The 21,708-nt window shown below is 59.9% G+C and carries 22 protein-coding genes; 8 read left to right on the top strand and 14 right to left on the bottom strand.

Features of this window, described 5'->3' with window-relative positions:
• Nucleotides 1-12 precede the first annotated feature (12 nt).
• The gene (locus ACI514_RS27080; RefSeq protein ID WP_003229203.1) at nt 13-492 is read right to left on the bottom strand and encodes an RNA pyrophosphohydrolase; all 480 of its coding nucleotides are present in this window, start codon (nt 490-492) and stop codon (nt 13-15) included.
• Between the two features lie 143 nt (nt 493-635).
• Here ACI514_RS27080 and ACI514_RS27075 point away from each other — a divergent pair, with 143 nt between their 5' ends.
• Nucleotides 636-1,292, top strand: a complete 657-nt coding sequence (locus ACI514_RS27075) for an HAD family phosphatase (protein ID WP_160059797.1) — start codon at nt 636-638, stop codon at nt 1,290-1,292.
• Between the two features lie 105 nt (nt 1,293-1,397).
• Here ACI514_RS27075 and ACI514_RS27070 read toward each other — a convergent pair whose 3' ends face one another.
• Nucleotides 1,398-1,811, bottom strand: a complete 414-nt coding sequence (locus ACI514_RS27070) for a DUF2269 family protein (protein WP_405122699.1) — start codon at nt 1,809-1,811, stop codon at nt 1,398-1,400.
• Nucleotides 1,812-1,851: 40 nt separating this feature from the next.
• Complete coding sequence (gene ilvA, locus ACI514_RS27065; RefSeq protein WP_160059798.1) at nt 1,852-3,366, bottom strand: threonine ammonia-lyase, biosynthetic; 1,515 nt, start codon at nt 3,364-3,366, stop codon at nt 1,852-1,854.
• A 147-nt stretch (nt 3,367-3,513) separates the two neighbouring features.
• Here ilvA and rpiA point away from each other — a divergent pair, with 147 nt between their 5' ends.
• Nucleotides 3,514-4,188, top strand: a complete 675-nt coding sequence (gene rpiA / locus ACI514_RS27060) for a ribose-5-phosphate isomerase RpiA (protein ID WP_405122698.1) — start codon at nt 3,514-3,516, stop codon at nt 4,186-4,188.
• Nucleotides 4,189-4,334: 146 nt separating this feature from the next.
• On the opposite strand, the gene ACI514_RS27055 is transcribed toward rpiA, so the two are convergent.
• From ACI514_RS27055 to ACI514_RS27040, 4 genes are all read right to left on the bottom strand, one after another.
• Entirely contained in the window at nt 4,335-5,252 is a 918-nt protein-coding gene (locus ACI514_RS27055) for an SdiA-regulated domain-containing protein (protein WP_160059800.1), read from the bottom strand.
• A gap of 195 nt (nt 5,253-5,447) precedes the next feature.
• Entirely contained in the window at nt 5,448-6,371 is a 924-nt protein-coding gene (locus ACI514_RS27050; RefSeq protein ID WP_160059801.1) for an SdiA-regulated domain-containing protein, read from the bottom strand.
• 262 nt (nt 6,372-6,633) lie between these two features.
• Nucleotides 6,634-7,299: a fumarylacetoacetate hydrolase family protein gene (locus tag ACI514_RS27045; RefSeq protein WP_053124802.1), complete on the bottom strand. Its 666-nt coding sequence runs from the start codon at nt 7,297-7,299 to the stop codon at nt 6,634-6,636.
• Between the two features lie 41 nt (nt 7,300-7,340).
• Complete coding sequence (locus tag ACI514_RS27040) at nt 7,341-8,735, bottom strand: FAD-binding oxidoreductase (protein ID WP_160059802.1); 1,395 nt, start codon at nt 8,733-8,735, stop codon at nt 7,341-7,343.
• A gap of 204 nt (nt 8,736-8,939) precedes the next feature.
• Between ACI514_RS27040 and serA the strand changes: the two genes are divergently transcribed.
• A complete protein-coding gene (gene serA / locus ACI514_RS27035; RefSeq protein ID WP_095121592.1) occupies nt 8,940-10,169 on the top strand; it encodes a phosphoglycerate dehydrogenase in 1,230 nt (409 codons plus the stop codon).
• A gap of 62 nt (nt 10,170-10,231) precedes the next feature.
• Here serA and ACI514_RS27030 read toward each other — a convergent pair whose 3' ends face one another.
• Complete coding sequence (locus ACI514_RS27030; protein ID WP_405122697.1) at nt 10,232-10,657, bottom strand: DUF4399 domain-containing protein; 426 nt, start codon at nt 10,655-10,657, stop codon at nt 10,232-10,234.
• Nucleotides 10,658-10,792: 135 nt separating this feature from the next.
• Here ACI514_RS27030 and ACI514_RS27025 point away from each other — a divergent pair, with 135 nt between their 5' ends.
• Nucleotides 10,793-11,356 (top strand): transporter substrate-binding domain-containing protein, encoded by a 564-nt coding sequence (locus ACI514_RS27025; RefSeq protein ID WP_160059804.1) that lies wholly within the window; start codon nt 10,793-10,795, stop codon nt 11,354-11,356.
• 208 nt (nt 11,357-11,564) lie between these two features.
• Here the strand turns inward: ACI514_RS27025 and ACI514_RS27020 are convergent, their stop codons facing one another.
• Together ACI514_RS27020 and ACI514_RS27015 are read right to left on the bottom strand one after the other, a co-directional pair.
• Entirely contained in the window at nt 11,565-12,050 is a 486-nt protein-coding gene (locus ACI514_RS27020) for a DUF523 domain-containing protein (protein ID WP_405122696.1), read from the bottom strand.
• Complete coding sequence (locus ACI514_RS27015; RefSeq protein ID WP_405122695.1) at nt 12,050-12,682, bottom strand: 2OG-Fe(II) oxygenase; 633 nt, start codon at nt 12,680-12,682, stop codon at nt 12,050-12,052. The genes ACI514_RS27020 and ACI514_RS27015 overlap by 1 nt, the downstream gene beginning before the upstream one ends.
• 108 nt (nt 12,683-12,790) lie before the next feature.
• Here ACI514_RS27015 and ACI514_RS27010 point away from each other — a divergent pair, with 108 nt between their 5' ends.
• Nucleotides 12,791-13,522, top strand: coding sequence for a DUF2059 domain-containing protein (locus ACI514_RS27010; RefSeq protein WP_405122694.1), 732 nt, complete (start codon nt 12,791-12,793; stop codon nt 13,520-13,522).
• Between the two features lie 103 nt (nt 13,523-13,625).
• Here ACI514_RS27010 and ACI514_RS27005 read toward each other — a convergent pair whose 3' ends face one another.
• A complete protein-coding gene (locus ACI514_RS27005) occupies nt 13,626-14,573 on the bottom strand; it encodes an alpha/beta hydrolase (protein ID WP_405122693.1) in 948 nt (315 codons plus the stop codon).
• A 99-nt stretch (nt 14,574-14,672) separates the two neighbouring features.
• Here ACI514_RS27005 and ACI514_RS27000 point away from each other — a divergent pair, with 99 nt between their 5' ends.
• Both ACI514_RS27000 and ACI514_RS26995 read left to right on the top strand, forming a co-directional pair.
• A complete protein-coding gene (locus ACI514_RS27000) occupies nt 14,673-15,251 on the top strand; it encodes a DUF6436 domain-containing protein (protein WP_405122692.1) in 579 nt (192 codons plus the stop codon).
• A 102-nt stretch (nt 15,252-15,353) separates the two neighbouring features.
• A complete protein-coding gene (locus ACI514_RS26995; protein ID WP_405122691.1) occupies nt 15,354-17,765 on the top strand; it encodes a penicillin acylase family protein in 2,412 nt (803 codons plus the stop codon).
• Between the two features lie 186 nt (nt 17,766-17,951).
• Here the strand turns inward: ACI514_RS26995 and ACI514_RS26990 are convergent, their stop codons facing one another.
• Complete coding sequence (locus ACI514_RS26990) at nt 17,952-18,917, bottom strand: GlxA family transcriptional regulator (RefSeq protein ID WP_160059811.1); 966 nt, start codon at nt 18,915-18,917, stop codon at nt 17,952-17,954.
• A 226-nt stretch (nt 18,918-19,143) separates the two neighbouring features.
• Here ACI514_RS26990 and ACI514_RS26985 point away from each other — a divergent pair, with 226 nt between their 5' ends.
• Entirely contained in the window at nt 19,144-19,785 is a 642-nt protein-coding gene (locus ACI514_RS26985) for an HD domain-containing protein (RefSeq protein ID WP_405122690.1), read from the top strand.
• A 140-nt stretch (nt 19,786-19,925) separates the two neighbouring features.
• Here ACI514_RS26985 and ACI514_RS26980 read toward each other — a convergent pair whose 3' ends face one another.
• Together ACI514_RS26980 and ACI514_RS26975 are read right to left on the bottom strand one after the other, a co-directional pair.
• Nucleotides 19,926-20,816 (bottom strand): ABC transporter permease subunit, encoded by an 891-nt coding sequence (locus ACI514_RS26980; RefSeq protein WP_093429780.1) that lies wholly within the window; start codon nt 20,814-20,816, stop codon nt 19,926-19,928.
• Complete coding sequence (locus ACI514_RS26975) at nt 20,813-21,694, bottom strand: ABC transporter permease subunit (RefSeq protein ID WP_174244537.1); 882 nt, start codon at nt 21,692-21,694, stop codon at nt 20,813-20,815. Before ACI514_RS26975 ends, ACI514_RS26980 begins: the two co-directional genes overlap by 4 nt.
• Nucleotides 21,695-21,708 lie beyond the last annotated feature (14 nt).

Raw genomic sequence — 21,708 nt, 5'->3', positions numbered from 1 at the left:
CGAACTCCGTCGTCAGTCGCGCGCTAAAAGGCGCGGGGCAAGCTCTTTGAGGGCGCGGCGATACACCTCGCGCTTGAATGTCACCACCTGGCCCAACGGATACCAATAGCTGACCCAGCGCCAGCCATCGAACTCCGGTTTACCGGTCAAATCCATCCGCACCCGCTGCTCGTTGGAGATCAGGCGCAGGAGAAACCATTTCTGTTTCTGGCCGATGCACAGCGGTTGGCTGTGGGTACGCACCAGACGTTGCGGCAAACGATAGCGCAACCAGCCCCGAGTACAGGCCAGTATTTCAACATCTTCACGTTCCAGGCCAACTTCTTCGTTCAGCTCGCGGTACAAGGCGTCTTCCGGCGTCTCTTCAGGGTTGATTCCCCCTTGCGGAAACTGCCAGGCATCTTGATTGATACGGCGAGCCCATAGCACCTGGCCGGCGTCATTCGTCAGAATGATCCCGACATTGGGGCGGAAACCATCGGGGTCGATCACGGCAACAACCTCGCAAACGCATGTCGCCGCATTGTTCCACAAAGGTTGATAAGGCGGCAACGAAGCTTCCTACCTTATGTGCACTCTTGTGAAAAGACCGTATTCTTGTCGCCTTTTTACAGACTTATCAGCGGGTAACTGCAATGCGCCTGGCACTCTTCGATTTGGACAACACCCTTCTGGGCGGCGACAGCGATCACGCTTGGGGCGACTATCTGTGTGAACGCGGCTTCCTCGACCCGATTGCGTACAAAGCGCGCAACGACGAGTTCTATCAGGACTACCTGGCCGGCAAACTGGATAACGCCGCGTACCTGAACTTCTGCCTGGAGATCCTCGGCCGCACCGAAATGGCCGTGCTCGATCAATGGCACCGCGATTACATGCGCGACTGCATCGAGCCGATCGTGTTGCCGCAGGCGCTGGAATTGCTGAAAAAACACCGCGATGCCGGCGACAAACTGGTGATCATCACCGCGACCAATCGCTTCGTGACCGCGCCGATCGCTGTGCGTCTGGGCGTTGAAACCCTGATTGCCACTGAATGTGAAATGATCGATGGCCGTTACAGCGGGCGCAGCACTGATATTCCGTGCTTTCGCGAGGGCAAGGTGACGCGCCTGAACCGCTGGCTGAAAGAGACCGGGCATTCGCTGGACGACAGCTATTTCTATAGCGATTCGATGAATGACTTGCCGTTGCTGGAGCAGGTGGCGAATCCGGTCGCGGTGGATCCGGATCCGAATCTGCGTGCCGAGGCGGAAAAGCGTGGCTGGCCGGTCATTACTCTGCGCGACTGATATCGCTTTCGCGAGCAGGCTCGCTCCCACATTGGATCTGTGTCGCTCACAAATCCCCTGTGGGAGCGAGCCTGCTCGCGAATGGGGTCGACACGGTCTCAAGCCTTAAACAGGCTTGGCCCCCATCAACCCGGCAATGGCGAGAAACCCGACGCCGCTGACAATCGCCAGGGCCAGATTGAATTTCCAGTTGCCAACCCCCGTTGTCCACAGCCGATTAAGCCGCACCAACAACCACACTGCACTCAACGTGGCCACGGCATAAATCACGCTGGACCCCAGAATCCACAACTGCCCCAATGGCCAGCCAATCAGGTGCACCAGCCACCAGCCGGTGAAAGGCATGCTAAGCATACCGATCAGCATCAAACACCAGATAAACAGCCAGGGACGCTGCATCGTGCTGGCCGGCCCTTCGCTGCGATTACGCCAGGTCAGGGCGGCAAGCCCCAGCCCGCTCGCGAGTATGACCACGGTCGCCGCGACGTGAAGGACTTTCAGGATGGTCAGGGTTTCCATGTAATTCTCTTCCTTGGGCCATGCCCATCAGCGTAGCCGCTCAGCCAAGAAACAGCTGATAGGCCGGGTTCTCGCTTTCATCCCAGTACGGGTAACCGATCTCCTCAAGCGCCGCCGGCACCAGATGACGCTCGTCGTGCGGCACCTGCAGGCCCGCGACCACGCGACCGTCAGCGGCGCCATGGTTACGGTAGTGGAACATCGAAATGTTCCAGCGCCCACCGAGCTTATTAAGGAAGTTGAACAGCGCGCCCGGACGCTCCGGGAATTCGAAGCGGAACACCACTTCATCAATCACATGCGCGGCGTGCCCGCCGACCATGTGGCGGATGTGCAGCTTGGCCAGCTCGTTGTCGGTCAGGTCGACAACTGGGAAACCCTGCTCGGTCAGACTCGCCAGCAGTGCGCTGCGCGGGTCGTTTTCCGGGTGAGTCTGCACGCCAACAAAGATGTGCGCTTCGCTGCCGGTGTTGTAGCGGTAATTGAATTCGGTGATCTGACGCTTGCCGATGGCCTCGCAGAAATTTTTGAAGCTGCCGGCCTTCTCGGGGATGGTCACGGCGATGATCGCTTCGCGGCCTTCACCCAGTTCGGCGCGCTCGGCGACGTGGCGCAAGCGGTCAAAATTGACGTTGGCGCCGGAGTCGATGGCGACGAAAGTCTGGCCACTGACGCCGCGCAACTCAACGTACTTCTTGATCCCGGCCACGCCCAATGCGCCGGCAGGTTCGGTGATCGAGCGGGTATCGTCGTAGATATCCTTGATCGCCGCACAGATTTCGTCAGTGCTGACGGTGATCACTTCGTCGACGTAGTCTTTGCAGATATCGAAGGTGTGCTGGCCAATCTGCGCCACCGCGACGCCATCGGCGAAGATGCCCACGGTCGGCAACACCACGCGCTCACCGGCGGCCATCGCCGCTTGCAGGCAGTTGGAATCGTCCGGCTCGACGCCGATGACTTTGATGTCCGGACGCAGGTATTTGACGTACGCGGCGATACCGGCGATCAGGCCGCCGCCACCGACCGGCACGAAGATCGCGTCCAGCGGCTGCGGGTGCTGGCGCAGAATTTCCATCGCCACGGTGCCCTGCCCGGCGATGGTGTGCGGATCGTCGTACGGGTGGATATAGACGTAGCCTTTTTCATCAACCAGTTTCAGCGAGTAGGCCAACGCTTCCGGGAACGAATCACCGTGCAGCACCACTTTGCCGCCGCGCGAACGCACGCCTTCGACTTTGATCTCGGGGGTGGTCTTGGGCATGACGATGGTGGCTTTGACGCCCAGCACTTTCGCCGCCAGGGCCAGACCTTGCGCGTGGTTGCCCGCCGACGCGGTGACTACGCCACGGGCGCGCTCTTCATCGCTCAGTTGCGTCAGCTTGTTGTAGGCGCCGCGAATCTTGAACGAGAACACCGGCTGCAAGTCTTCACGCTTGAGCCAAATGTCATTGCCCAGCCGCTCGGAGAGCTGGCGAGCGTTCTGCAGCGGGGTTTCTACGGCAACGTCATAAACGCGCGAGGTGAGGATCTTTTTGACGTACTGTTCGAGCATCGGAAAGCATCACTGAGCGGTTGAGCGGGACCGAGGAGTCTAACCCGGCTTTTGCCCGCACGACCACACGAATCCAGAGGTTTTAGCCGCGCTTGCGGCTATAATGCCGGCCTTTCCGTTCTCACCTTGCCCGCTTCCGGAGCCCGCATGACCCAGGATCAACTCAAACAGGCAGTGGCTCAGGCCGCCGTCGACTTCATCCTTCCGAAACTCGACGACAAGAGCATCGTCGGGGTCGGCACCGGCTCCACCGCCAACTGCTTCATCGATGCTTTGGCCCAGCACAAGGGTGCGTTCGATGGCGCCGTCGCCAGCTCCGAAGCCACTGCCGCGCGCCTCAAGTACCACGGGATTCCGGTGTATGAGCTGAACACTGTCAGCGACCTGGAGTTCTACGTCGACGGCGCCGACGAAAGCGACGCACACCTCAACCTGATCAAGGGCGGCGGCGCCGCACTGACCCGCGAGAAGATCGTTGCCGCCGTGGCCAAGACCTTCATCTGCATCGCCGACGCCAGCAAACTGGTGCCGGTGCTGGGCGAGTTCCCGCTGCCAGTCGAAGTGATCCCGATGGCGCGCAGCCACGTCGCCCGTCAGTTGGTGAAACTGGGCGGTGACCCGGTTTATCGCGAAGGCGTGCTGACCGACAATGGCAACATCATTCTGGATGTGTTCAACTTGCAGATCACCAACCCGATGGAGCTGGAAGCGCAGATAAATGCGATCGTCGGCGTGGTCACCAATGGCTTGTTCGCGGCGCGTCCGGCAGACCTGTTGTTGCTGGGTACTAGCGAAGGTGTGAAAACCCTCAAGGCTGAGTAAGCCCAGACTGCCCGAAATTTATGGGTAGACGAATAAACCTGTGGGAGCGAGCCTGCTCGCGAAAGCGCCAGTTCAGCCAACATTTTCATTGGCTGACACGACGCCTTCGCGAGCAGGCTCGCTCCCACAGTGTTTTGTGGTGTTGGTCAGGGCTGTGCTGGTTTTTTGAAGACGTAGAACAGGTTCGGCTCACTCACCAGATACAACGTCCCATCATCATCCATCGCGATGCCTTCCGCCTGCGGCACGGTCTTCTTCAAACCCTGCCGACCGCCACTGATGGACATCGTGCTCAACGGTCGTCCACCGACATCCAGTTCCAGAATCAGCCGTGACTCATCCGACAGCGCCAATAAATGACCGCTGCGCTCGTCGTATTGCAGGCTCGACAGATCGCGCACAAACATCCCGGCGTCACGCTTGGGATCGTTGATCACATGCACCGCGTAGGACTTTTCCGGATTGAAATGCGGGAAACCGTGCACTTCGTAGATCAGCATCGGGTTACGTTCCTTCGCAACAAACAAGCGCTTGCCTACCGAGTCATACGCCAGGCCTTCAAAACCTTTGTTGCTGGCCATATGCACGCCGAGGGTCATCTGCTCGGCGTCCGCCGCGTCGAGGAATGTGGTGTCTGCCTCCAGGTGAATCTTGATCAACCGCTGCTGACGCTCATCAGTGATCACATAGGTATCGGCGCTGATGTACTCGACGGCTTCCGGATCGCCAAATCCGATCAGCGCGATGCGCCGCAGGATCTTGCCTTCGAGCGACAGCTCGACCAGTTCGGAATTCTTGTTGGTCACGGTGAACAGGCTTTTGCGCACCGGATCGAAGGTCAGCGCCGAAACATCGTCGTCCAGCCCGTCAATCACTCGCGCTTCAATCTCGACGCGATACTGATCCAAGCCAATCGACTCGCTACTTTGCGGTTGCCACAGCGTGTGCAGGTTGAACCAGGCGCGTTCAAACAGGCGCATGTATTGGCCGAGCGCGATCAATGCGATCAGGGCAATCACCGACAGGATAATCATCAGAGGTTTGGGACGGGCAAGTCGACGCATTCGGGCGGGCTCGGGATCAAAACAGGCGGATGAAATATCACGCCCGTCTGAACTGAAGCTTAATGGCCACTTGCCCGCAACTACAAGAGAGTCGATGTAGGAGCTGCCGAAGGCTGCGATCTTTTGATGTTGCGGTTCAGAAGATCAAGAGATCGCAGCCTTCGGCAACTCCTACATTGGAATCGGTAAAGGCTGTTATTGCTGTTTTTCGAAGCGATAGAACAGGTTCGGCTCGCTGACCATGTACAGCGTGCCGGCCTCGTCCATGGTCACGCCTTCGGCGCGGGGAATGGTGTTTTTCAGGCCATTGAAGCCACCCAGCAGGGTCATGAAGCTGACTTGCTCGCCCTTCTCGTCCAGCTCCAGCAACAGGTGCGAATCAGCGGACAGCACCAGTGTGTGCTGAGTGCGCGGGTCAATCGCCAAGGCCGAGAGGTTGCGAATATCCAGTTCATCACTGGCGAGTTTCTGCTTGTCGCCCTTGAGGGTCTGGCTGCCATCGCTTTTCCAGGTGAACAACGCCGGTGGACGCTCCTCACCGAGTAGCAATTGCTGATTGTGGGAATCCCAGGTAATGGCTTCGAAGGCTTTATTCTGGTCTTTCGACGGGCCGAGGTCGTATTTCGGGAAATCGGCGATGTTCAATTCGCGGGTATCGGCGTCGACCTTGACGATCGACAGCATGTGCTGGCGCTCATCGACAATCGCCATCAAGCCGTTTTCCATGACGGTCAGGCCTTCCGGATTGCTCCAGCCCACCAGCGGCATCTTGCGCAGCACATCGCCCTGCAGAGTCAGCTCGGCGAGAAACGGGTTTTTACCCATCACTGAAAACAGCGTTTTGGTCTGCGGGTTGTACGACAGATCCGAGGCTTCGTCCTTTTCCATATCCTTCAGCGGTTTGGCGTCAATTACCACCCGATAGTCCGGCAGCCAGATGCTGTCTTTCTGCTCGGCCTGGCTTTCGAAGCGCTCCTGCAGCCAAAGCACACCGCGATCATCCCAATGCATGGCAAACGCCAAAGCGTAAGCAGCGGCAATCACCAGCACTAGCCAGACATACCAACGCAGGGCAAAACGTGAACGGCGAGTGGGTTTGAGCTGAGTTTGAGATGACATCGAGGGACGCGTTCCGAAAATTCAGGCTAAGGGTAATAGCACAAAGAGGCCGGCTCAGACGCCAGAATGAGAGGAATTATCCGTACAGGATGTGAAAAAAACGGCAAATGGCGGGATTGCCCTGCACGTTTGCAAGGTGGATCACATAACAAATGTGGGAGCGAGCCTGCTCGCGAAGACGGAGTGTCAGGCAACGATGATGTCGACTGACCTGGCGCCTTCGCGAGCAGGCTCGCTCCCACAGGAGATTTCAGTGTGGCGATCAGCGCACGCTGCTGTTGAAACTGCTCGCGCCGACCAGTTCGAGGACGATGTCATCGCCGACGTTCAGCGGGCCAACGCCGACTGGCGTACCGGTGAGGATCACGTCACCGGCCTGCAGCGAGAAGCAGCCGGCCATGTGCTGGATCATCGGCACGATCGGGTTGAGCATCGCGCTGCTGTTGCCGTCCTGACGCACTTCGCCGTTGATGGTCAGGCGAATGCCGATGTCAGTCAGGTCAGCGAAGGTGCTGCCGACCACGAACGGGGCGATCACCGCCGCGCCGTCGAACGACTTGGCGATTTCCCACGGCAGCCCCTTGGCTTTCAGCTCGGCCTGCTTGTCGCGCAGGGTCAGGTCCAGCGCCGGGGCGAAACCGGAGATTGCGTCGAGGACTTCTTCACGGCTCGGCTTGGTCGACAACGGCTTGCCGATCAACACGGCGATTTCCGCTTCGTAGTGCACCGAACCGCGCTCGGTCGGAATGGCGAAACCGCCTTCCAGCTCAACCACGCAACTGCCCGGCTTGATGAACAGCAACGGCTCGGTAGGTACCGGGTTGTCCAGTTCCTTGGCGTGTTCGGCGTAATTGCGGCCAATGCACACGACTTTCCCGATCGGGAAGTGGATGCGCGTGCCGTCGACGTACTGGTGCTGATAGCTCATTTACCGACTCCTGCCTTCATTGATTCATCAAAGATTGCCGATCAAACCGCAAAAATCTTGCCCGGGTTCATGATGCCGTTCGGGTCGAACACCGCTTTCACCGCTTTCATGTACTCGATCTCAACCGGCGAACGGCTGTAGGTCAAGTAATCGCGCTTGGTCATTCCCACGCCGTGTTCGGCGGAAATCGAGCCGTTGTACTTCTCGACGGTTTCGAACACCCACTTGTTGACGGTCGCGCACTTGGCGAAGAACTCGTCCTTGCTCAAGTTATCCGGTTTGAGGATGTTCAGGTGCAGGTTGCCGTCGCCGATGTGGCCGAACCAGACGATTTCGAAGTCGGGGTAGTGTTCACCGACGATCGCATCGATTTCCTTGAGGAACGCCGGCACTTTCGAAACCGTGACCGAGATGTCGTTCTTGTATGGCGTCCAGTGCGAGATGGTTTCGGAGATGTACTCGCGCAGTTTCCACAGATTGTGCAGTTGGGTTTCGCTCTGGCTCATCACGCCGTCCAGCACCCAGCCCTGCTCGACGCAATGCTCGAAGGTTTCCAGTGCGCTGTTGGCCACTTCTTCAGTAGTCGCTTCAAATTCCAGCAGCGCGTAGAACGGGCAGTCGGTTTCGAAAGGTGCCGGCACGTCACCACGGCCGATGACCTTGGCCAGGGCTTTGTCGGAGAAGAATTCAAACGCGGTCAAGTCGAGCTTGCCCTGGAAAGCGTGCAGCACCGGCATGATCGAGTCGAAATCGGCGGTGCCAAGGACCATCGCGGTGAGGTTTTTCGGCGCACGATCGAGGCGCATAGTCGCTTCGACGACGAAACCCAGCGTGCCTTCAGCGCCGATGAACAGCTGGCGCAGGTCGTAACCCGTGGCGTTCTTGATCAGGTCTTTGTTCAGTTCGAGTACGTCGCCCTTGCCGGTGACGACTTTCATGCCGGCCACCCAGTTGCGGGTCATGCCGTAGCGAATCACCTTGATCCCGCCGGCATTTGTGCCGATGTTGCCGCCAATCTGGCTGGAACCTGCCGAAGCGAAATCGACCGGGTAATACAGGCCTTTTTCTTCGGCGACGTTCTGCAAATGTTCGGTGACCACGCCCGGCTGACAAACGGCGGTGCGGTCGGTGAGGTTCACGTCGAGAATCTGATTCATGTAGTCGAACGACACGACCACTTCGCCATTGGCGGCCACTGCGGCGGCTGAAAGTCCGGTGCGCCCGCCCGACGGCACCAGCGCGACCTTGTGTTCATTGGCCCAACGGACAACGGCTTGCACCTGCTCAATGGTTTTGGGAAACACGATGGCGCTGGGCGCCGGGGCGAAGTGCTTGGTCCAGTCCTTGCCGTACGCATTCAGGGAGTCGGCGTCGGTCAGGACCTTGCCAGGCTCGACCAGGGTCTTCAGTTCATCAATCAGGGCAGGACTGGTCATCGACAGAACTCTCGAACAATTCATGGTCATCCTGAGAACGCTTCACGTCGCAGGAATGAGTGTTTAGCGGGGAGGCTATGCTAGCATATCGACCCCGCAGGACAGTGCCCAAGGCCAGATCCGCGGAGACGACTTTCTTGTCGTCCGGGTCAGCGTCTGTTGACCATTTCCTGCCATTTTTCTCCGGGATACAGGTTTACGCAGATGAGCAAGACTTCTCTCGATAAGAGCAAGATCAAGTTCCTTCTTCTCGAAGGCGTCCACCAATCGGCTGTCGACGTCCTCAAGGCGGCGGGCTACACCAGCATCGAATACCTGACAGGTTCCTTGCCGGAAGCCCAGCTCAAGGAAAAGATCGCTGACGCTCACTTCATCGGCATTCGTTCGCGCACCCAACTGACCGAAGAGATCTTCGATCACGCGAAGAAGCTGGTTGCGGTCGGCTGTTTCTGCATCGGCACCAACCAGGTTGACCTGAGTGCTGCCCGTGAGCGCGGTATTGCCGTGTTCAACGCGCCGTACTCCAACACCCGCTCCGTTGCCGAGCTGGTGCTGGCCGAAGCGATCCTGCTGCTGCGCGGCATCCCTGAGAAAAACGCTTCCTGCCACCGTGGCGGCTGGATCAAGTCCGCAGCCAACTCCTTTGAGATCCGTGGCAAGAAACTCGGCATCGTCGGCTACGGCTCGATCGGTACGCAGCTGTCGGTTCTGGCTGAAGGCCTGGGCATGCAGGTGTACTTCTACGACACCGTGACCAAGCTGCCGCTGGGCAACGCGACCCAGATCGGTAGCCTGACCGAGCTGCTGGGCATGTCCGACATCGTCACCCTGCACGTTCCGGAAACCGCTGCGACCCAGTGGATGATCGGCGAGAAGGAAATCCGCGCCATCAAGAAGGGCGGCATCCTGATCAACGCCGCGCGCGGCACCGTGGTTGAACTGGACGCCCTGGCGGACGCGATCAAGGACAAGCACCTGATCGGCGCGGCCATCGACGTATTCCCGGTGGAGCCACGCTCCAACGACGAAGAGTTCGAAAGCCCGCTACGTGGCCTCGACAACGTGATCCTGACTCCGCACATCGGTGGTTCGACCGCCGAAGCGCAAGCCAACATCGGTCTGGAAGTGGCAGAGAAACTGGTCAAGTACAGCGACAACGGCACCTCCGTTTCGTCGGTGAACTTCCCGGAAGTGGCCCTGCCGGCTCACCCTGGCAAGCACCGCCTGCTGCACATCCACGAGAACATCCCGGGTGTGATGAGCGAGATCAACAAGGTCTTCGCCGAAAACGGCATCAACATCTCCGGTCAGTTCCTGCAGACCAACGAGAAGGTGGGCTACGTGGTGATCGACGTCGACGCCGAGTACTCGGAGCTGGCGCAAGAGAAGCTGCAACACGTCAACGGCACTATCCGTAGCCGCGTGTTGTTCTGATCAAACGCTGAGCGACAAAAAAGGGAGCCTTCGGGCTCCCTTTTTCATACACGGCGAAAAGGTTATTCGACGTTGACGGTGATTTTCTTCGAAACGATTGGCGGATCGAATGCCATGTGACCGCTGTCGCCAAGTTCCAGCTGCAAGGTGTGTTTGCCCGGGGCGAGCTTGATGTCAGCCTGGGTCTGCGCCTTGCCGAAGTGCATATGGTTGGCATCGGTAGGGACGACCGAACCGGCAGGAACAATTTCCTTGGCGTCGATCAGCAGGTGATGGTGACCAGTATTCTTGGTGACGTCACCGGCCGGTGCCAGTGCGACGCCCTTGGTTCCGAACTTGACGGTGAAGGTCTGCGAAACCGTGGCCCCGTCCTCGGGAGAAACGATGAACACTTCGGCGCCTTTTGGCGCCGGTGTCGCCGCACTGGCCAGCACCGAAACGCCCATCAGCACACCCGCGAACGCTGCACGTGACATAAAGCTTTTCATTTTCTTCTCCAGTTTTTCCGTAAAATCCGCACGGTCATGACAACTTCATGACCATTCGTTGTCGAAGGCACTCGACAACCATAGCAAAGCGAGCCTGAATCAGAGCGTCGCGATAATGATTTCAAAGGAGTGACCATGCGTTTTCTGCCTGGCCTGATCTGCCTGCTACCCCTTTTGAGCCCTTTGGCTCACGCCGAACTGATTGATGACATCAACGACCGTGGCGAGCTGCGTATTGCCCTTGAGGCTAATACACCGCCCTTCAATTTCAAGGAAGGCGACACACTCACGGGGTTCGAGGTCGAGCTTGGGCAACTGCTCGCCAAGGAGCTGGATGTACGCGCCGACTTCATCGTCACCGATGAGGCCGATCTGCTCCAGGGCGTTGAAAGCGGCAAGTACGACGTCGCCCTCAACCACATAGCACTGACACCCGAACTCAAGGATCGTTTCGACTTCAGCGAGTCTTACGGCAAGGTCGATTCGCAGTTGTTAGCGAAGAAGGATGAGCAGCCACGGCCGATGGTGCTGGTGCAGGCATTGACTGAAGAGAAGCCGAAAGCGGCAGAGCCGGTGGAGTTGGCGATTCCGTTTCAGAAGGGTAATCCGGCGTTTCAGGCCAGTCTTGCGAGCGCGATGGAGCGGATCAAGGCGGATGGGCGTTTGGCGGCGTTGACCGAGAAGTGGTTGAAGCCTTAAAAGCCCCTCACCCTAGCCCTCTCCCAGAGGTAGAGGGGACTGATCTGGGGATGCTTTAGAGGTACGCCGACCTGAACCTACTTTGCCGAATCCATAATCGACAAGGTCTTTCAAGTCGATGAATAGCGCCAGACACCTCGGTCGGCCCCCTCTCCCTACGGGCGGTCCGACGTTTCGGGAGCGCTGGGGTGAGGGTAACGATTGCGGATCAGTCCAAAGCAGCCAGTGCCAGCGCGGCCTGCGGCAACTCCAGTTCACTGAAAACCTGCACACCATGGCGCTTGAGCAACGCGGCCGTCACCCCTTCGCCACTCACCTTCACGCCACTGAACGTCCCGTCATACGTCAGCAGATTCCCGCAAGAAGGACTGTTGGCCTTCAGCACCGCCACGCGAATCCCGTGCTTCTGCACCAGCGCCAGCGCCTGCCGCGCACCATCGAGAAACTGCGCACTGACATCCTCGCCCTCAGTGGTGATCACCGCCGCGACGCCATCCAGCACTTCACCACCCTGCCCGCCCGGAATCTCCGCCGCCGCCCGTGGCGTCGGCAAACCGCCCGCGATCTCCGGACACAACGGCACCACCCGCCCTTCGGCAATCCACTGCTCAAGCAGATCAAACGGCCCGCTCGCACCACCGTCGTAACGTACGCGGTGGCCCAACAGACAGCGGCTGACCAGAATTTTCTCCATCAGAACGGCTCGTTGCCACGGCGGCGAAACCAACCGGTCAGCGACAAGCGCTCGCGGTTCGCCGGCAGCACTTCGTGGGGTACTTCGCCGGAGAGAAACACCACCAGACACCCGCCAGTAGGCTGCACGTCATGCACGCGCTCCTCGTTCAGGTACATGCGCAACTGACCGCCATCTTCCGGCAGCCATGCATCATTGAGGTAAACCACCACCGACACCATGCGCTTGTCGTCGTCGCGAAAACGGTCGACATGTCGGCGATAAAACGCACCCGGCGGATACAGCGCGAAATGGCATTCAAAGTCTTCAAGGCCGAGGAACAAGCCACGGTTGAGTGCCTCGCGCAGGCTCTCCATCAGGTTCAGATAACGGTCGCTGGCCTCGGCCTGCCCCGGATCGATCCACTGAATGTGATCGCCACGAATACCCTCGCGGATCTCCGAAAACGGCCCACGCCCCACCGCCGCCGGCGCCAGCTCACCCTCGGCCTCACGTTTGCGGCACTCGGCCGCCAGCTCGCGGGTCAAACCGGCGGGCAGGAAAATGTTCTGCTGCGACCAGCCGTGGTCGGCCAGGTCATCGACAATGCGTAACAGCAGTGGGTGTTCAGAGGATATTTGCATGGCGCGCATAGTATGTCGGCGGCAAGAAATCCGACAGAGCCACGCGGCGGCTTGCTACGAATTCTCGACAAGTACCGGCACCGCACGGAGAATAGTCCGCTGCTGACAGGAGTCCCTATGCGCCGTTTGCTTTTTTCACTGTTGATGTTCTGCGTGTTGCCCGCCTGGGCGGACGGCCACGATCAGTTGTACAAGGTCGCCGGCTGGCCAGATCAACGTGCGCATTTCAACGATGCCCTGACGGCCGCACAGCAGCGCTATCAGAACAGCCTGCCGCCCGCCGTGTTTCAGGCGTTGGTCAACAACAGCAACCAACGCTTCGCCCCGCAGGCTGTGGATCAACGCGCCGAAGCGCAACTGCGGCAGAAGCTTGCCGACCCGAAACCGGCGCTGACCTTCTTTCAATCGCCGCTGGGCAAGAAAATCGTCGCCGCTGAACTGCTCGCGACCCGCCGCGATCAATTGGCGAAAAACGCCAAGGGTCTGCCGAAGATGCAGGTCAGCGACAGCCGTCTGCTGATCATCGGTCACCTCGCCCAAGCCTTGCCGGCCCGTGAAGCCGGCGCCGAAGTCAGCCTGGCGATTGCTGGTGTGGCGGCGGACAGCTTGAGTTCGATGATTCCGGGGCTGCTCGGTGGCGGTCAAGCGCAGGGCATGCTCAATGGTCAGCGCCAGCGCTTGATGGATCAGATTGGCGCGGACATCAACAACACGCTGCTCTATGTCTATCGCGATCTGTCGGATGAAGAGCTGGAAGAGTTTGCGACGTTTGCTGAATCGACTGAGGGCAAGGCCTACTATCAGGCGGCGCTGGCGGCGATTCGGGCGGGGTTGGCGGTCGGGCAATGATCTTCGTCGTCTCTTAGACCGCTATCGCGAGCAGGCTCACTCCTACAGAGGTACGCATTCCAAATGTAGGAGTGAGCCTGCTCGCGATAGGCCCTCACAAGCGCTAGAGATTCCGGCCCCTGATCCGCTTGCTCAGAAACTCGAAATACTCCTCGCGCATCTCCACCGTCTCATTCGCCAGATGATGCCGCGCCTCGGCCAGCAGCAAGATCTGCGGCCGGTCGAACTTCCACTTCATCACCTGCAGATTGTGCTGCCAGTCGACCGTCATGTCCGCCTGCCCCTGAATGATCAGCGGCCGCCGCGGACTTTTTTTCGCGTGCTCGACGCGAATGATCCAACGCGACAACGCCCCCACCCATTTCGTCGGCAAGCGTCGCGGCTGCAATGGATCAGCCTGCAGAAACGGCAGGAAATCCGGATCGTTGGAATTCTCGCTGAAGCGTCGCGTGACCCCTCTGACAAAAGGCCGGAGCAAGTAATAGCTCAGCTGCGACCAGCCCCACGCCCGTGGACGCACCAGCGGCGCCATCAAAATCACCTGCCCTTGCGCCGGGCTGTTTTCGCCGTGGTTGAGCAGGTGATCGACAACAATCGCCCCGCCGGTGCTCTGCCCGCACAAATGCCACGGCTGCGGCAGCGCGATCGACTGGGCCTCGGCGAACAAGGCCTGCAGGACGTCCTGGTATTCAGAGAAGTCGCGGATGCTCGCGCGCGGCCCGCTCGACAAGCCATGGCCCGGCAAGTCGCAGGCGATCACCGCAAAATCCTGATCCAGCGCCCACTCGATCACATGCCGGTAGAGCCCGACGTGATCGTAGTAGCCGTGCAGCAGAAACAGCGTCGCCTTGACCTTCTCCGGCCACCAGCAATGGCTGACCAGTTCATAACCATCGACTTCAAAACGGCCCATGCCACGCCAGACATCGCGATGGGGAAAGTCGGTCTGGTAGAAGCGCTGATAAGCCTTGGCCTCGTCCGACAACGGCTGCCACTCGGCCAAAGGCTTGAGGCTGGCGCGGATTTGATCGGGATCGAAAGTGGCAGGCATGCGGGAATTCCAAAGCGGTAAACAGACTTTATCGGCCTGCGATATTCATCTGTAGTGACAGACATGGCAAGCTAGCCGACCTTCCGAGGATCGAAAACCATGCGTTCGCCCTACCGCACCGCACTGTTTGCCAGTCTGCTCGCGCTGATTTGCGCCGGGGTGCTGTGGGCGGCGTATGACTGGTTTCAGGGGCGTTATCTGCGTGCGTTCAGCGAACACACGGCGGTATTTTCCGGTGATCCGCTGCGCCTGCCGGACAACCTCGCCGGCCCTGGCAAGATTCGCCTGGTGCACTTCTGGGACCCGGCCTGTCCGTGCAACGTCGGCAATCAACAACACCTGACCGAGATGGTCGAGCAGTTCAGCGCCAGGGGCGTGGAGTTCTTCGCCGTGCAAAAGACTGGCAGCCACGGCCAGTTGCCCGCGACCCTCAGCAGCCTGAAAACCATCACGATATTGCCCGGTTCCGAACAGGTGCCCGCCAGCCCGGCCGTGGCGATCTGGGACCGCAGCGGCAAACTGGCGTACTTCGGCCCGTACAGCGAAGGCCTGACCTGCAACTCCAGCAACAGCTTTATCGAACCGATTTTGAATGCCCTGACAGAAAATCGCCCGGTCAATGCCACGCACACCCTGGCGGTCGGTTGTTACTGCCCGTGGCCGGTGGAAACGCCGTAAGGCATTCCGGACTTTTCAAGGACAGCGCTGCACGGCACAGAAGGACTGTGCTAATTGTTTGCAGCCCGACGGGCGGCAATCCCGCCTGCACAAGGAGTCACCATGAAGCGCGTGTTCACCGTACTTGGCTTGTTCATCGTTGTTCTGCTTGCCGGCGCAGGCTGGTACGTCTACAGCAAACAGCCAACGCGACAGGGTCAGGTCGAGCTGCGCAACCTGCAAGGTTCGGTGACCGTGCGCTACGACGAGCGCGGTGTGCCGCACATTCGTGCCGAGAACGAAACCGACCTCTACCGCGCCCTCGGCTACGTGCATGCCCAGGATCGCCTGTTCCAGATGGAGAGCATGCGCCGCCTCGCCCGGGGCGAACTGGCCGAAGTGCTCGGGCCGAAGCTGCTCGACACCGACAAACTGTTCCGCAGCCTGCGCATCCGTGAGCGCGCTGCCAGTTACGTCGCCAGTCTCGATAAACAGTCGCCGGCGTGGAAGGGCCTGCAAGCCTATCTGGATGGCATCAACCAATATCAGGACAGCCACGCCGCGCCGATCGAGTTTGACGTGCTCGGCATCCCCAAACGACCTTTCACGGCAGAAGACAGCATCAGCGTCGCCGGCTACATGGCCTACAGCTTTGCTGCGGCGTTTCGCACCGAACCGCTGCTGACCTACGTGCGCGATCAGCTCGGTGCCGATTACCTCAAGGTCTTCGACCTCGACTGGCAGCCCAAAGGTGTGCTGGTCAACGGTCACGCCAAGCCTGCGCCGGCCCTCGCCGCCGGCGACTGGAAAGACCTCAATGCCCTCGCCCGCCTCAGCGAACTGGCACTGATCGATAATGGTCTGCCGCAGTTCGAAGGCAGCAATGCGTGGGTCATCGCGGGCAGCCGCAGCCAGAGCGGCAAACCGCTGCTGGCCGGTGATCCGCACATTCGTTTCTCGGTGCCGTCGGTGTGGTACGAGGCGCAATTGTCGGCGCCGGGCTTCGAGCTGTACGGCCATCATCAGGCGTTGGTGCCGTTTGCTTTTCTGGGGCACAACCTCGATTTCGGCTGGAGCCTGACCATGTTCCAGAACGACGATCTGGACCTGATCGCCGAGAAGGTCAACCCGGATAATCCGAATCAGGTCTGGTATCGCGGCCAGTGGACCGACATGGTCGTCACGCAGCAGCAGATCAATGTGAAGGGCCAGCCGCCAGTGCCCCTCACCCTGCGCCAATCGCCCCACGGTCCGATCGTCAACGATGCGCTGGGAACTGCTGCCGGAAAAACGCCGATTGCGATGTGGTGGGCCTTCCTCGAAACGCCAAACCCGATCCTCGAAGGCTTCTACCAGCTCAACCGCGCCGACACCCTGGCCAAGGCCCGCGGCGCTGCCGCGAAAGTCCAGGCACCGGGACTGAATCTCGTCTATGCCAACGCCAAGGGTGATATCGCCTGGTGGGCCTCGGCGTTGCTGCCCAAGCGCCCGGCCGGGGTGCGGCCGGAATTCATTCTTGACGGCAGCAGCAATCAGGCCGACAAGGACGGCTTCTACCCGTTCAGCGCCAACCCGCAGGAAGAGAACCCGGCGCGCGGCTACATCGTCTCGGCCAACTTCCAGCCGCTGTCGCCGACCGGCATGGAGATTCCCGGTTACTACAACCTCGCCGATCGCGGCCAGCAACTGAATCGTCAGCTCAGCGACAAGAGCGTGAAGTGGACCAACGAGGCCAATCAGAAACTGCAATTAGGCACCGCCACCGGTTACGGCCCGCGCTTGCTGGCGCCATTGCTGCCGGTACTGCGTGAGGTGGTGAGTGATCCGGAGCAACTGAAACTGGTCGGGCAACTGGCGCAGTGGCCGGGCGACTATCCGCTGGATTCGGTCAGTGCAACGGTGTTCAACCAGTTCCTCTACGACCTCGCCGATGCAGCGATGCGGGATGAGTTGGGCAATGACTTTTTCGACACGCTGCTGTCGACGCGAGTAATTGATGCGGCGCTGCCGAAACTGGCGGCGAATGCCGATTCACCGTGGTGGGATAACCGCAGTACACCGACCAAGGAGACCCGCGCTGATATCGTGCGCGCAGCGTGGCAGGCGAGCATGCAGCACTTGAAGCTGACCCTTGGCGACAACACTACCGAGTGGAAATGGGGCGCGGCGCACACGCTGACTCACGGGCATCCGCTGGGGCAGCAGAAGCCACTGGATCGGATTTTCAATGTCGGGCCGTTTGCGGCGCCGGGCAGTCACGAAGTGCCGAACAACCTGTCGGCGAGGATCGGACCGGCACCGTGGCCGGTGACCTACGGGCCGTCGACACGGCGCTTGGTGGATTTTGCCGATCCGGCGCATGGGTTGACGATCAACCCGGTCGGGCAGAGTGGTGTGCCGTTTGACAGTCACTATGACGATCAGGCTGAGGCGTATGTCGACGGGATGTATGTGCAGGCGCATTTCAATGCCGAAGAGGTGACGGCGAATACGCGCAGTACCTTGAAGTTGTTGCCGGCGCGGGCAGCGCCTTAAAAGCCCCTCACCCTAGCCCTCTCCCGGGGGGAGAGGGGACTGATTGGGGGATGCTCAAGGCTTACAGCGACCTGACACTGCTTTACCGAATCCATAATCGCTAAGGTCTTTCAGGTCGATGTATCACGCCAGACACTGCGGTCGGCTCCCTCTCCCTCTGGGAGAGGGCTGGGGTGAGGGTATGGGTCAAACCATCACCGCAAAGTTCAGCCGAAACTGCTGCGGCGTAACCCCCAACCGCCGGTTAAACACCCCGCGCATATGTTGCGCGTCACGAAACCCACACTGATACGCCACCGTCTTCAACGGCGCCGCCGTGCTCTCCAGCATCACCCGCGCCGCATCCACCCGCGCCCGCTCGACGAACTCCGCCGGCGTCACCTTCGCCTCCCGAGCAAACACCCGCGAAAAATTGCGCGCACTCATGTTCGCCGCAGTTGCCAGATCGGCAATCGTCAGATCGCCCGTCAGATTAGCCAATACATAAAGCTGCACCATCGCTACCGCCGACGTCGGCTCCGCATGCGGCGTGAGGAACGGGCTGAACTGCGACTGCCCACCGGAGCGCTGAGTAAACACCACCAGCCGCTTGGCCACGCTCAGCGCCACCTCAGCGCCGTGATCCCGCGCCAGCAGATACAGCGACAGATCGATCCCCGCCGTCACCCCGGCAGAGGTGTAGAGCGTGCCGTCCTCGACATATAAACGATCCGCGTCGACCTGCGTCGTCGGACACAACTGCGCCAACGCCTCGGCATCGTTCCAATGCGTGGTGACGGTGCGCCCTTCCAGCAATCCGGCCCGCGCCAGCATAAACGCGCCGTTGCAGATCGAGCCGAAACGCTGTGCCCGCGCGCAGGCTTCACGCAGCCAATCATCGAACGTCGCGCCAAAAACCATGAACGGCAATTGTGGGCCACCGGCGACCAGCAGCAGGTCGTAGGCATCCAGCGCTTCGCTGAAATGCCGATGGGCGTTCAGGTTCAAACCGTTGGAACAGGCCATCGGGCCGTGTTCGACGCCGATCACATCGAGCCGATAGTGATCCTCGGGCGCCAGGAAGCGATTGGCCTCGGCGAACACATCCATAGGGCCGCTGACGTCCAGCGACTGCACGCCTGCGAACACGACGATGGCGACGGTTTTGCTCATGGCTGTGGATTCCCCCTTTAAGAGCAAAAGATCGCAGCCTGCGGCCGCTCCTACAGGTGTCCGCTTTCCCATGTAGGAGCTGCCGCAGGCTGCGATCTTTTTAGCTTGGCACGATTTGCGCGTCGAATGGCAAGGATCGCAGCCATGCATCGATTGTTCGCTTCCCGCGCCGGGAACAGACTTTCCCCATCAGCGCCACGACGGCGTTTTCGACGAGGAAATCGTTATGAGCACCACCATTGCCGGCATCAAAATCCCCGACAGCACCCTCGCCCGGGCCACCACCGAGTACATCCGCGACATCGAGTCCGACCTGCTCTACCACCATTCGCGTCGGGTATTTCTGTTCGGCGCGCTGAGTGGTGAGCGCCAGCAACTGGCCTACGATCCGGAACTGTTGTACGTCGGCGCGATGTTCCACGACCTCGGTCTGGTCGAAGGCCACCGCAGTGATGACGAGCGTTTTGAAGTCGACGGCGCGAACGCGGCAGCAGCGTTTCTCAAACCGTACGGGTTGAGCGATGACGACATCGAACAGGTGTGGCTGTCGATTGCCCTGCACACCACGCCAGGCGTGCCGAAGCATCTGCGCCCGACCGTGGCGCTGGTAACGGCTGGTGTGGAAATGGATGTGCTGGGCATGGATTACGCGGCGTTCAGCACTGTGCAGCGCGAGGCGGTGGTGCATGCGCACCCGCGTGGGGAAGGTTTCAAGGAGTGCATCATCTGCGCGTTTGCCGATGGTTTGCGCCATCGTCCGCAGACGACGTTTGGCAATGTGAAGACCGATGTGCTGAAGGATCAGCAGCCGGGGTTCAAGCCGATGAACTTTGTCGAGGTCATCCGCAACTCTCCCTGGACTGCATAAAACCCATGTAGGAGTGAGCCTGCTCGCGATGGCGGTGTGTCAGCCAGGTAGTTTTCAGCTGACACACCGCCATCGCGAGCAGGCTCACTCCTACATGGGGATTTGGGTTGGTCTTGAGAAAGGGACCAACCCGATATTGCCTACGCCGCTTCCGGCGCTGGTGCGCGACGCACGTCCGGCTGTTTCCACGAATCGGCTGCGCTTTCTTCGATGGCTTGCTGGATGGCTTTCTTGCGCGCTTCTTCGGCACGGCGGCTGAAGAACCAGACCATGAAGGTCACGATCGATACCGCCAGCAGGATCAGACTGGCCACGGCGTTGATCTCAGGCTTCACACCCAGACGCACCGCCGAGAACACTTCCATCGGCAGGGTCGTCGAACCCGGCCCCGAGACGAAGCTCGCCAGCACCAGATCATCCAGCGACAGCGCGAACGACATCATGCCGCCCGCCGCCAGCGATGGCGCGATCATCGGGATGGTGATCAGGAAGAACACCTTCCACGGCCGCGCACCGAGGTCCATCGCCGCTTCTTCGATCGACAGGTCCAGCTCACGCAGGCGCGCCGACACCACCACCGCCACATACGCCGCACAGAACGTGGTGTGGGCGATCCAGATGGTGACGATGCCACGTTCCTGCGGCCAGCCGATCATCTGCGCCATGGCTACGAACAACAACAGCAGCGACAGACCGGTGATCACTTCCGGCATCACCAACGGCGCTGTCACCAGGCCGCCGAACAGCGTGCGGCCCTTGAAGCGGGTGATGCGGGTCAGTACGAACGCTGCCAGCGTCCCCAGCGCCACCGCGGCAACTGCGGTGTAGCAGGCGATTTCCAGCGAGCGCAGCACCGAGCCCATCAGTTGCGTGTTGTCGAGCAGGCCGACGTACCACTTGATCGACCAGCCGCCCCACACCGTCACCAGCTTCGAGGCGTTGAACGAGTAGATCACCAGGATCAGCATCGGCAGGTAGATAAACAGCAAACCCAGAACCAGCATCAGGCTGGAGAAACGGAAGCGCTTCATTCTTTACCCTCCATTTCCTTGGCCTGACTGCGGTTGAACAGGATGATCGGCACAATCAGGATCGCCAGCATCACCACCGCCAGCGCGGACGCCACCGGCCAGTCACGGTTGTTGAAGAACTCTTGCCACAGCACCTTGCCGATCATCAGGGTTTCCGGACCGCCAAGCAGTTCCGGGATCACGAACTCGCCGACCACCGGGATGAATACCAGCATGCAGCCGGCAATGATGCCGTTCTTGGACAGCGGAATAGTGATTTTCCAGAAGCTGTTGAAGGTGCTCGAACCGAGGTCGGATGCCGCTTCCAGCAGACTGTGATCGTGCTTCACCAGGTTGGCGTACAGCGGCAGGATCATGAACGGCAGGTACGAGTAAACGACGCCGATGTACACCGCAAGATTGGTGTTGAGGATCTGCAAAGGTTCGTCGATGAAACCCATGCTCATCAGGAAACCGTTGAGCAAACCGTTGTTGCTGAGGATGCCCATCCACGCGTAAACGCGGATCAGGATCGCCGTCCAGGTCGGCATCATGATCAGCAGCACCAGCACCGTTTGCAGCTCTTTACGGGCGGTGGCGATGGCGTAGGCCATCGGGTAGCCGATCACCAGACAGAGGACAGTGCTGATCAGCGCCATCTTCAACGAGCCGAGGTACGCGGCGATGTACAACTCGTCGCCCGCCAGCATTGCGTAGTTGCCCAGGTTCAGCAGTAGTTGCAGCTTCTGCTCGGCGTACGTGTAGATCTCGGTGTACGGCGGGATGGCCACGTCGGCTTCGGCGAAGCTGATCTTCAGGACGATGAAGAACGGCAACATGAAGAACAGAAACAGCCAGATGAACGGGACCCCGATGACCAGTTGCCGGCCATTGGGGATTATTCGGTTGATGC

This window comes from Pseudomonas sp. M20 (assembly GCF_045037865.1).
In the GTDB taxonomy this organism is placed as follows: domain Bacteria; phylum Pseudomonadota; class Gammaproteobacteria; order Pseudomonadales; family Pseudomonadaceae; genus Aquipseudomonas.
Note: the sequence above shows the minus strand (reverse complement) of the source record. Positions and strands in the feature narration are given on the sequence as shown.

Coding starts and splice junctions, on each gene's coding strand:
- ACI514_RS27075 (WP_160059797.1), top strand. CDS start 636: ATGCGCCTGGCACTCTTCGATTTGGACAACACCCTTCTGGGCGGCGAC.
- ACI514_RS27070 (WP_405122699.1), bottom strand. CDS start 1,811: ATGGAAACCCTGACCATCCTGAAAGTCCTTCACGTCGCGGCGACCGTG.
- ilvA (WP_160059798.1), bottom strand. CDS start 3,366: ATGCTCGAACAGTACGTCAAAAAGATCCTCACCTCGCGCGTTTATGAC.
- rpiA (WP_405122698.1), top strand. CDS start 3,514: ATGACCCAGGATCAACTCAAACAGGCAGTGGCTCAGGCCGCCGTCGAC.
- ACI514_RS27055 (WP_160059800.1), bottom strand. CDS start 5,252: ATGCGTCGACTTGCCCGTCCCAAACCTCTGATGATTATCCTGTCGGTG.
- ACI514_RS27050 (WP_160059801.1), bottom strand. CDS start 6,371: ATGTCATCTCAAACTCAGCTCAAACCCACTCGCCGTTCACGTTTTGCC.
- ACI514_RS27045 (WP_053124802.1), bottom strand. CDS start 7,299: ATGAGCTATCAGCACCAGTACGTCGACGGCACGCGCATCCACTTCCCG.
- ACI514_RS27040 (WP_160059802.1), bottom strand. CDS start 8,735: ATGACCAGTCCTGCCCTGATTGATGAACTGAAGACCCTGGTCGAGCCT.
- serA (WP_095121592.1), top strand. CDS start 8,940: ATGAGCAAGACTTCTCTCGATAAGAGCAAGATCAAGTTCCTTCTTCTC.
- ACI514_RS27030 (WP_405122697.1), bottom strand. CDS start 10,657: ATGAAAAGCTTTATGTCACGTGCAGCGTTCGCGGGTGTGCTGATGGGC.
- ACI514_RS27025 (WP_160059804.1), top strand. CDS start 10,793: ATGCGTTTTCTGCCTGGCCTGATCTGCCTGCTACCCCTTTTGAGCCCT.
- ACI514_RS27020 (WP_405122696.1), bottom strand. CDS start 12,050: ATGGAGAAAATTCTGGTCAGCCGCTGTCTGTTGGGCCACCGCGTACGT.
- ACI514_RS27015 (WP_405122695.1), bottom strand. CDS start 12,682: ATGCGCGCCATGCAAATATCCTCTGAACACCCACTGCTGTTACGCATT.
- ACI514_RS27010 (WP_405122694.1), top strand. CDS start 12,791: ATGCGCCGTTTGCTTTTTTCACTGTTGATGTTCTGCGTGTTGCCCGCC.
- ACI514_RS27005 (WP_405122693.1), bottom strand. CDS start 14,573: ATGCCTGCCACTTTCGATCCCGATCAAATCCGCGCCAGCCTCAAGCCT.
- ACI514_RS27000 (WP_405122692.1), top strand. CDS start 14,673: ATGCGTTCGCCCTACCGCACCGCACTGTTTGCCAGTCTGCTCGCGCTG.
- ACI514_RS26995 (WP_405122691.1), top strand. CDS start 15,354: ATGAAGCGCGTGTTCACCGTACTTGGCTTGTTCATCGTTGTTCTGCTT.
- ACI514_RS26990 (WP_160059811.1), bottom strand. CDS start 18,917: ATGAGCAAAACCGTCGCCATCGTCGTGTTCGCAGGCGTGCAGTCGCTG.
- ACI514_RS26985 (WP_405122690.1), top strand. CDS start 19,144: ATGAGCACCACCATTGCCGGCATCAAAATCCCCGACAGCACCCTCGCC.
- ACI514_RS26980 (WP_093429780.1), bottom strand. CDS start 20,816: ATGAAGCGCTTCCGTTTCTCCAGCCTGATGCTGGTTCTGGGTTTGCTG.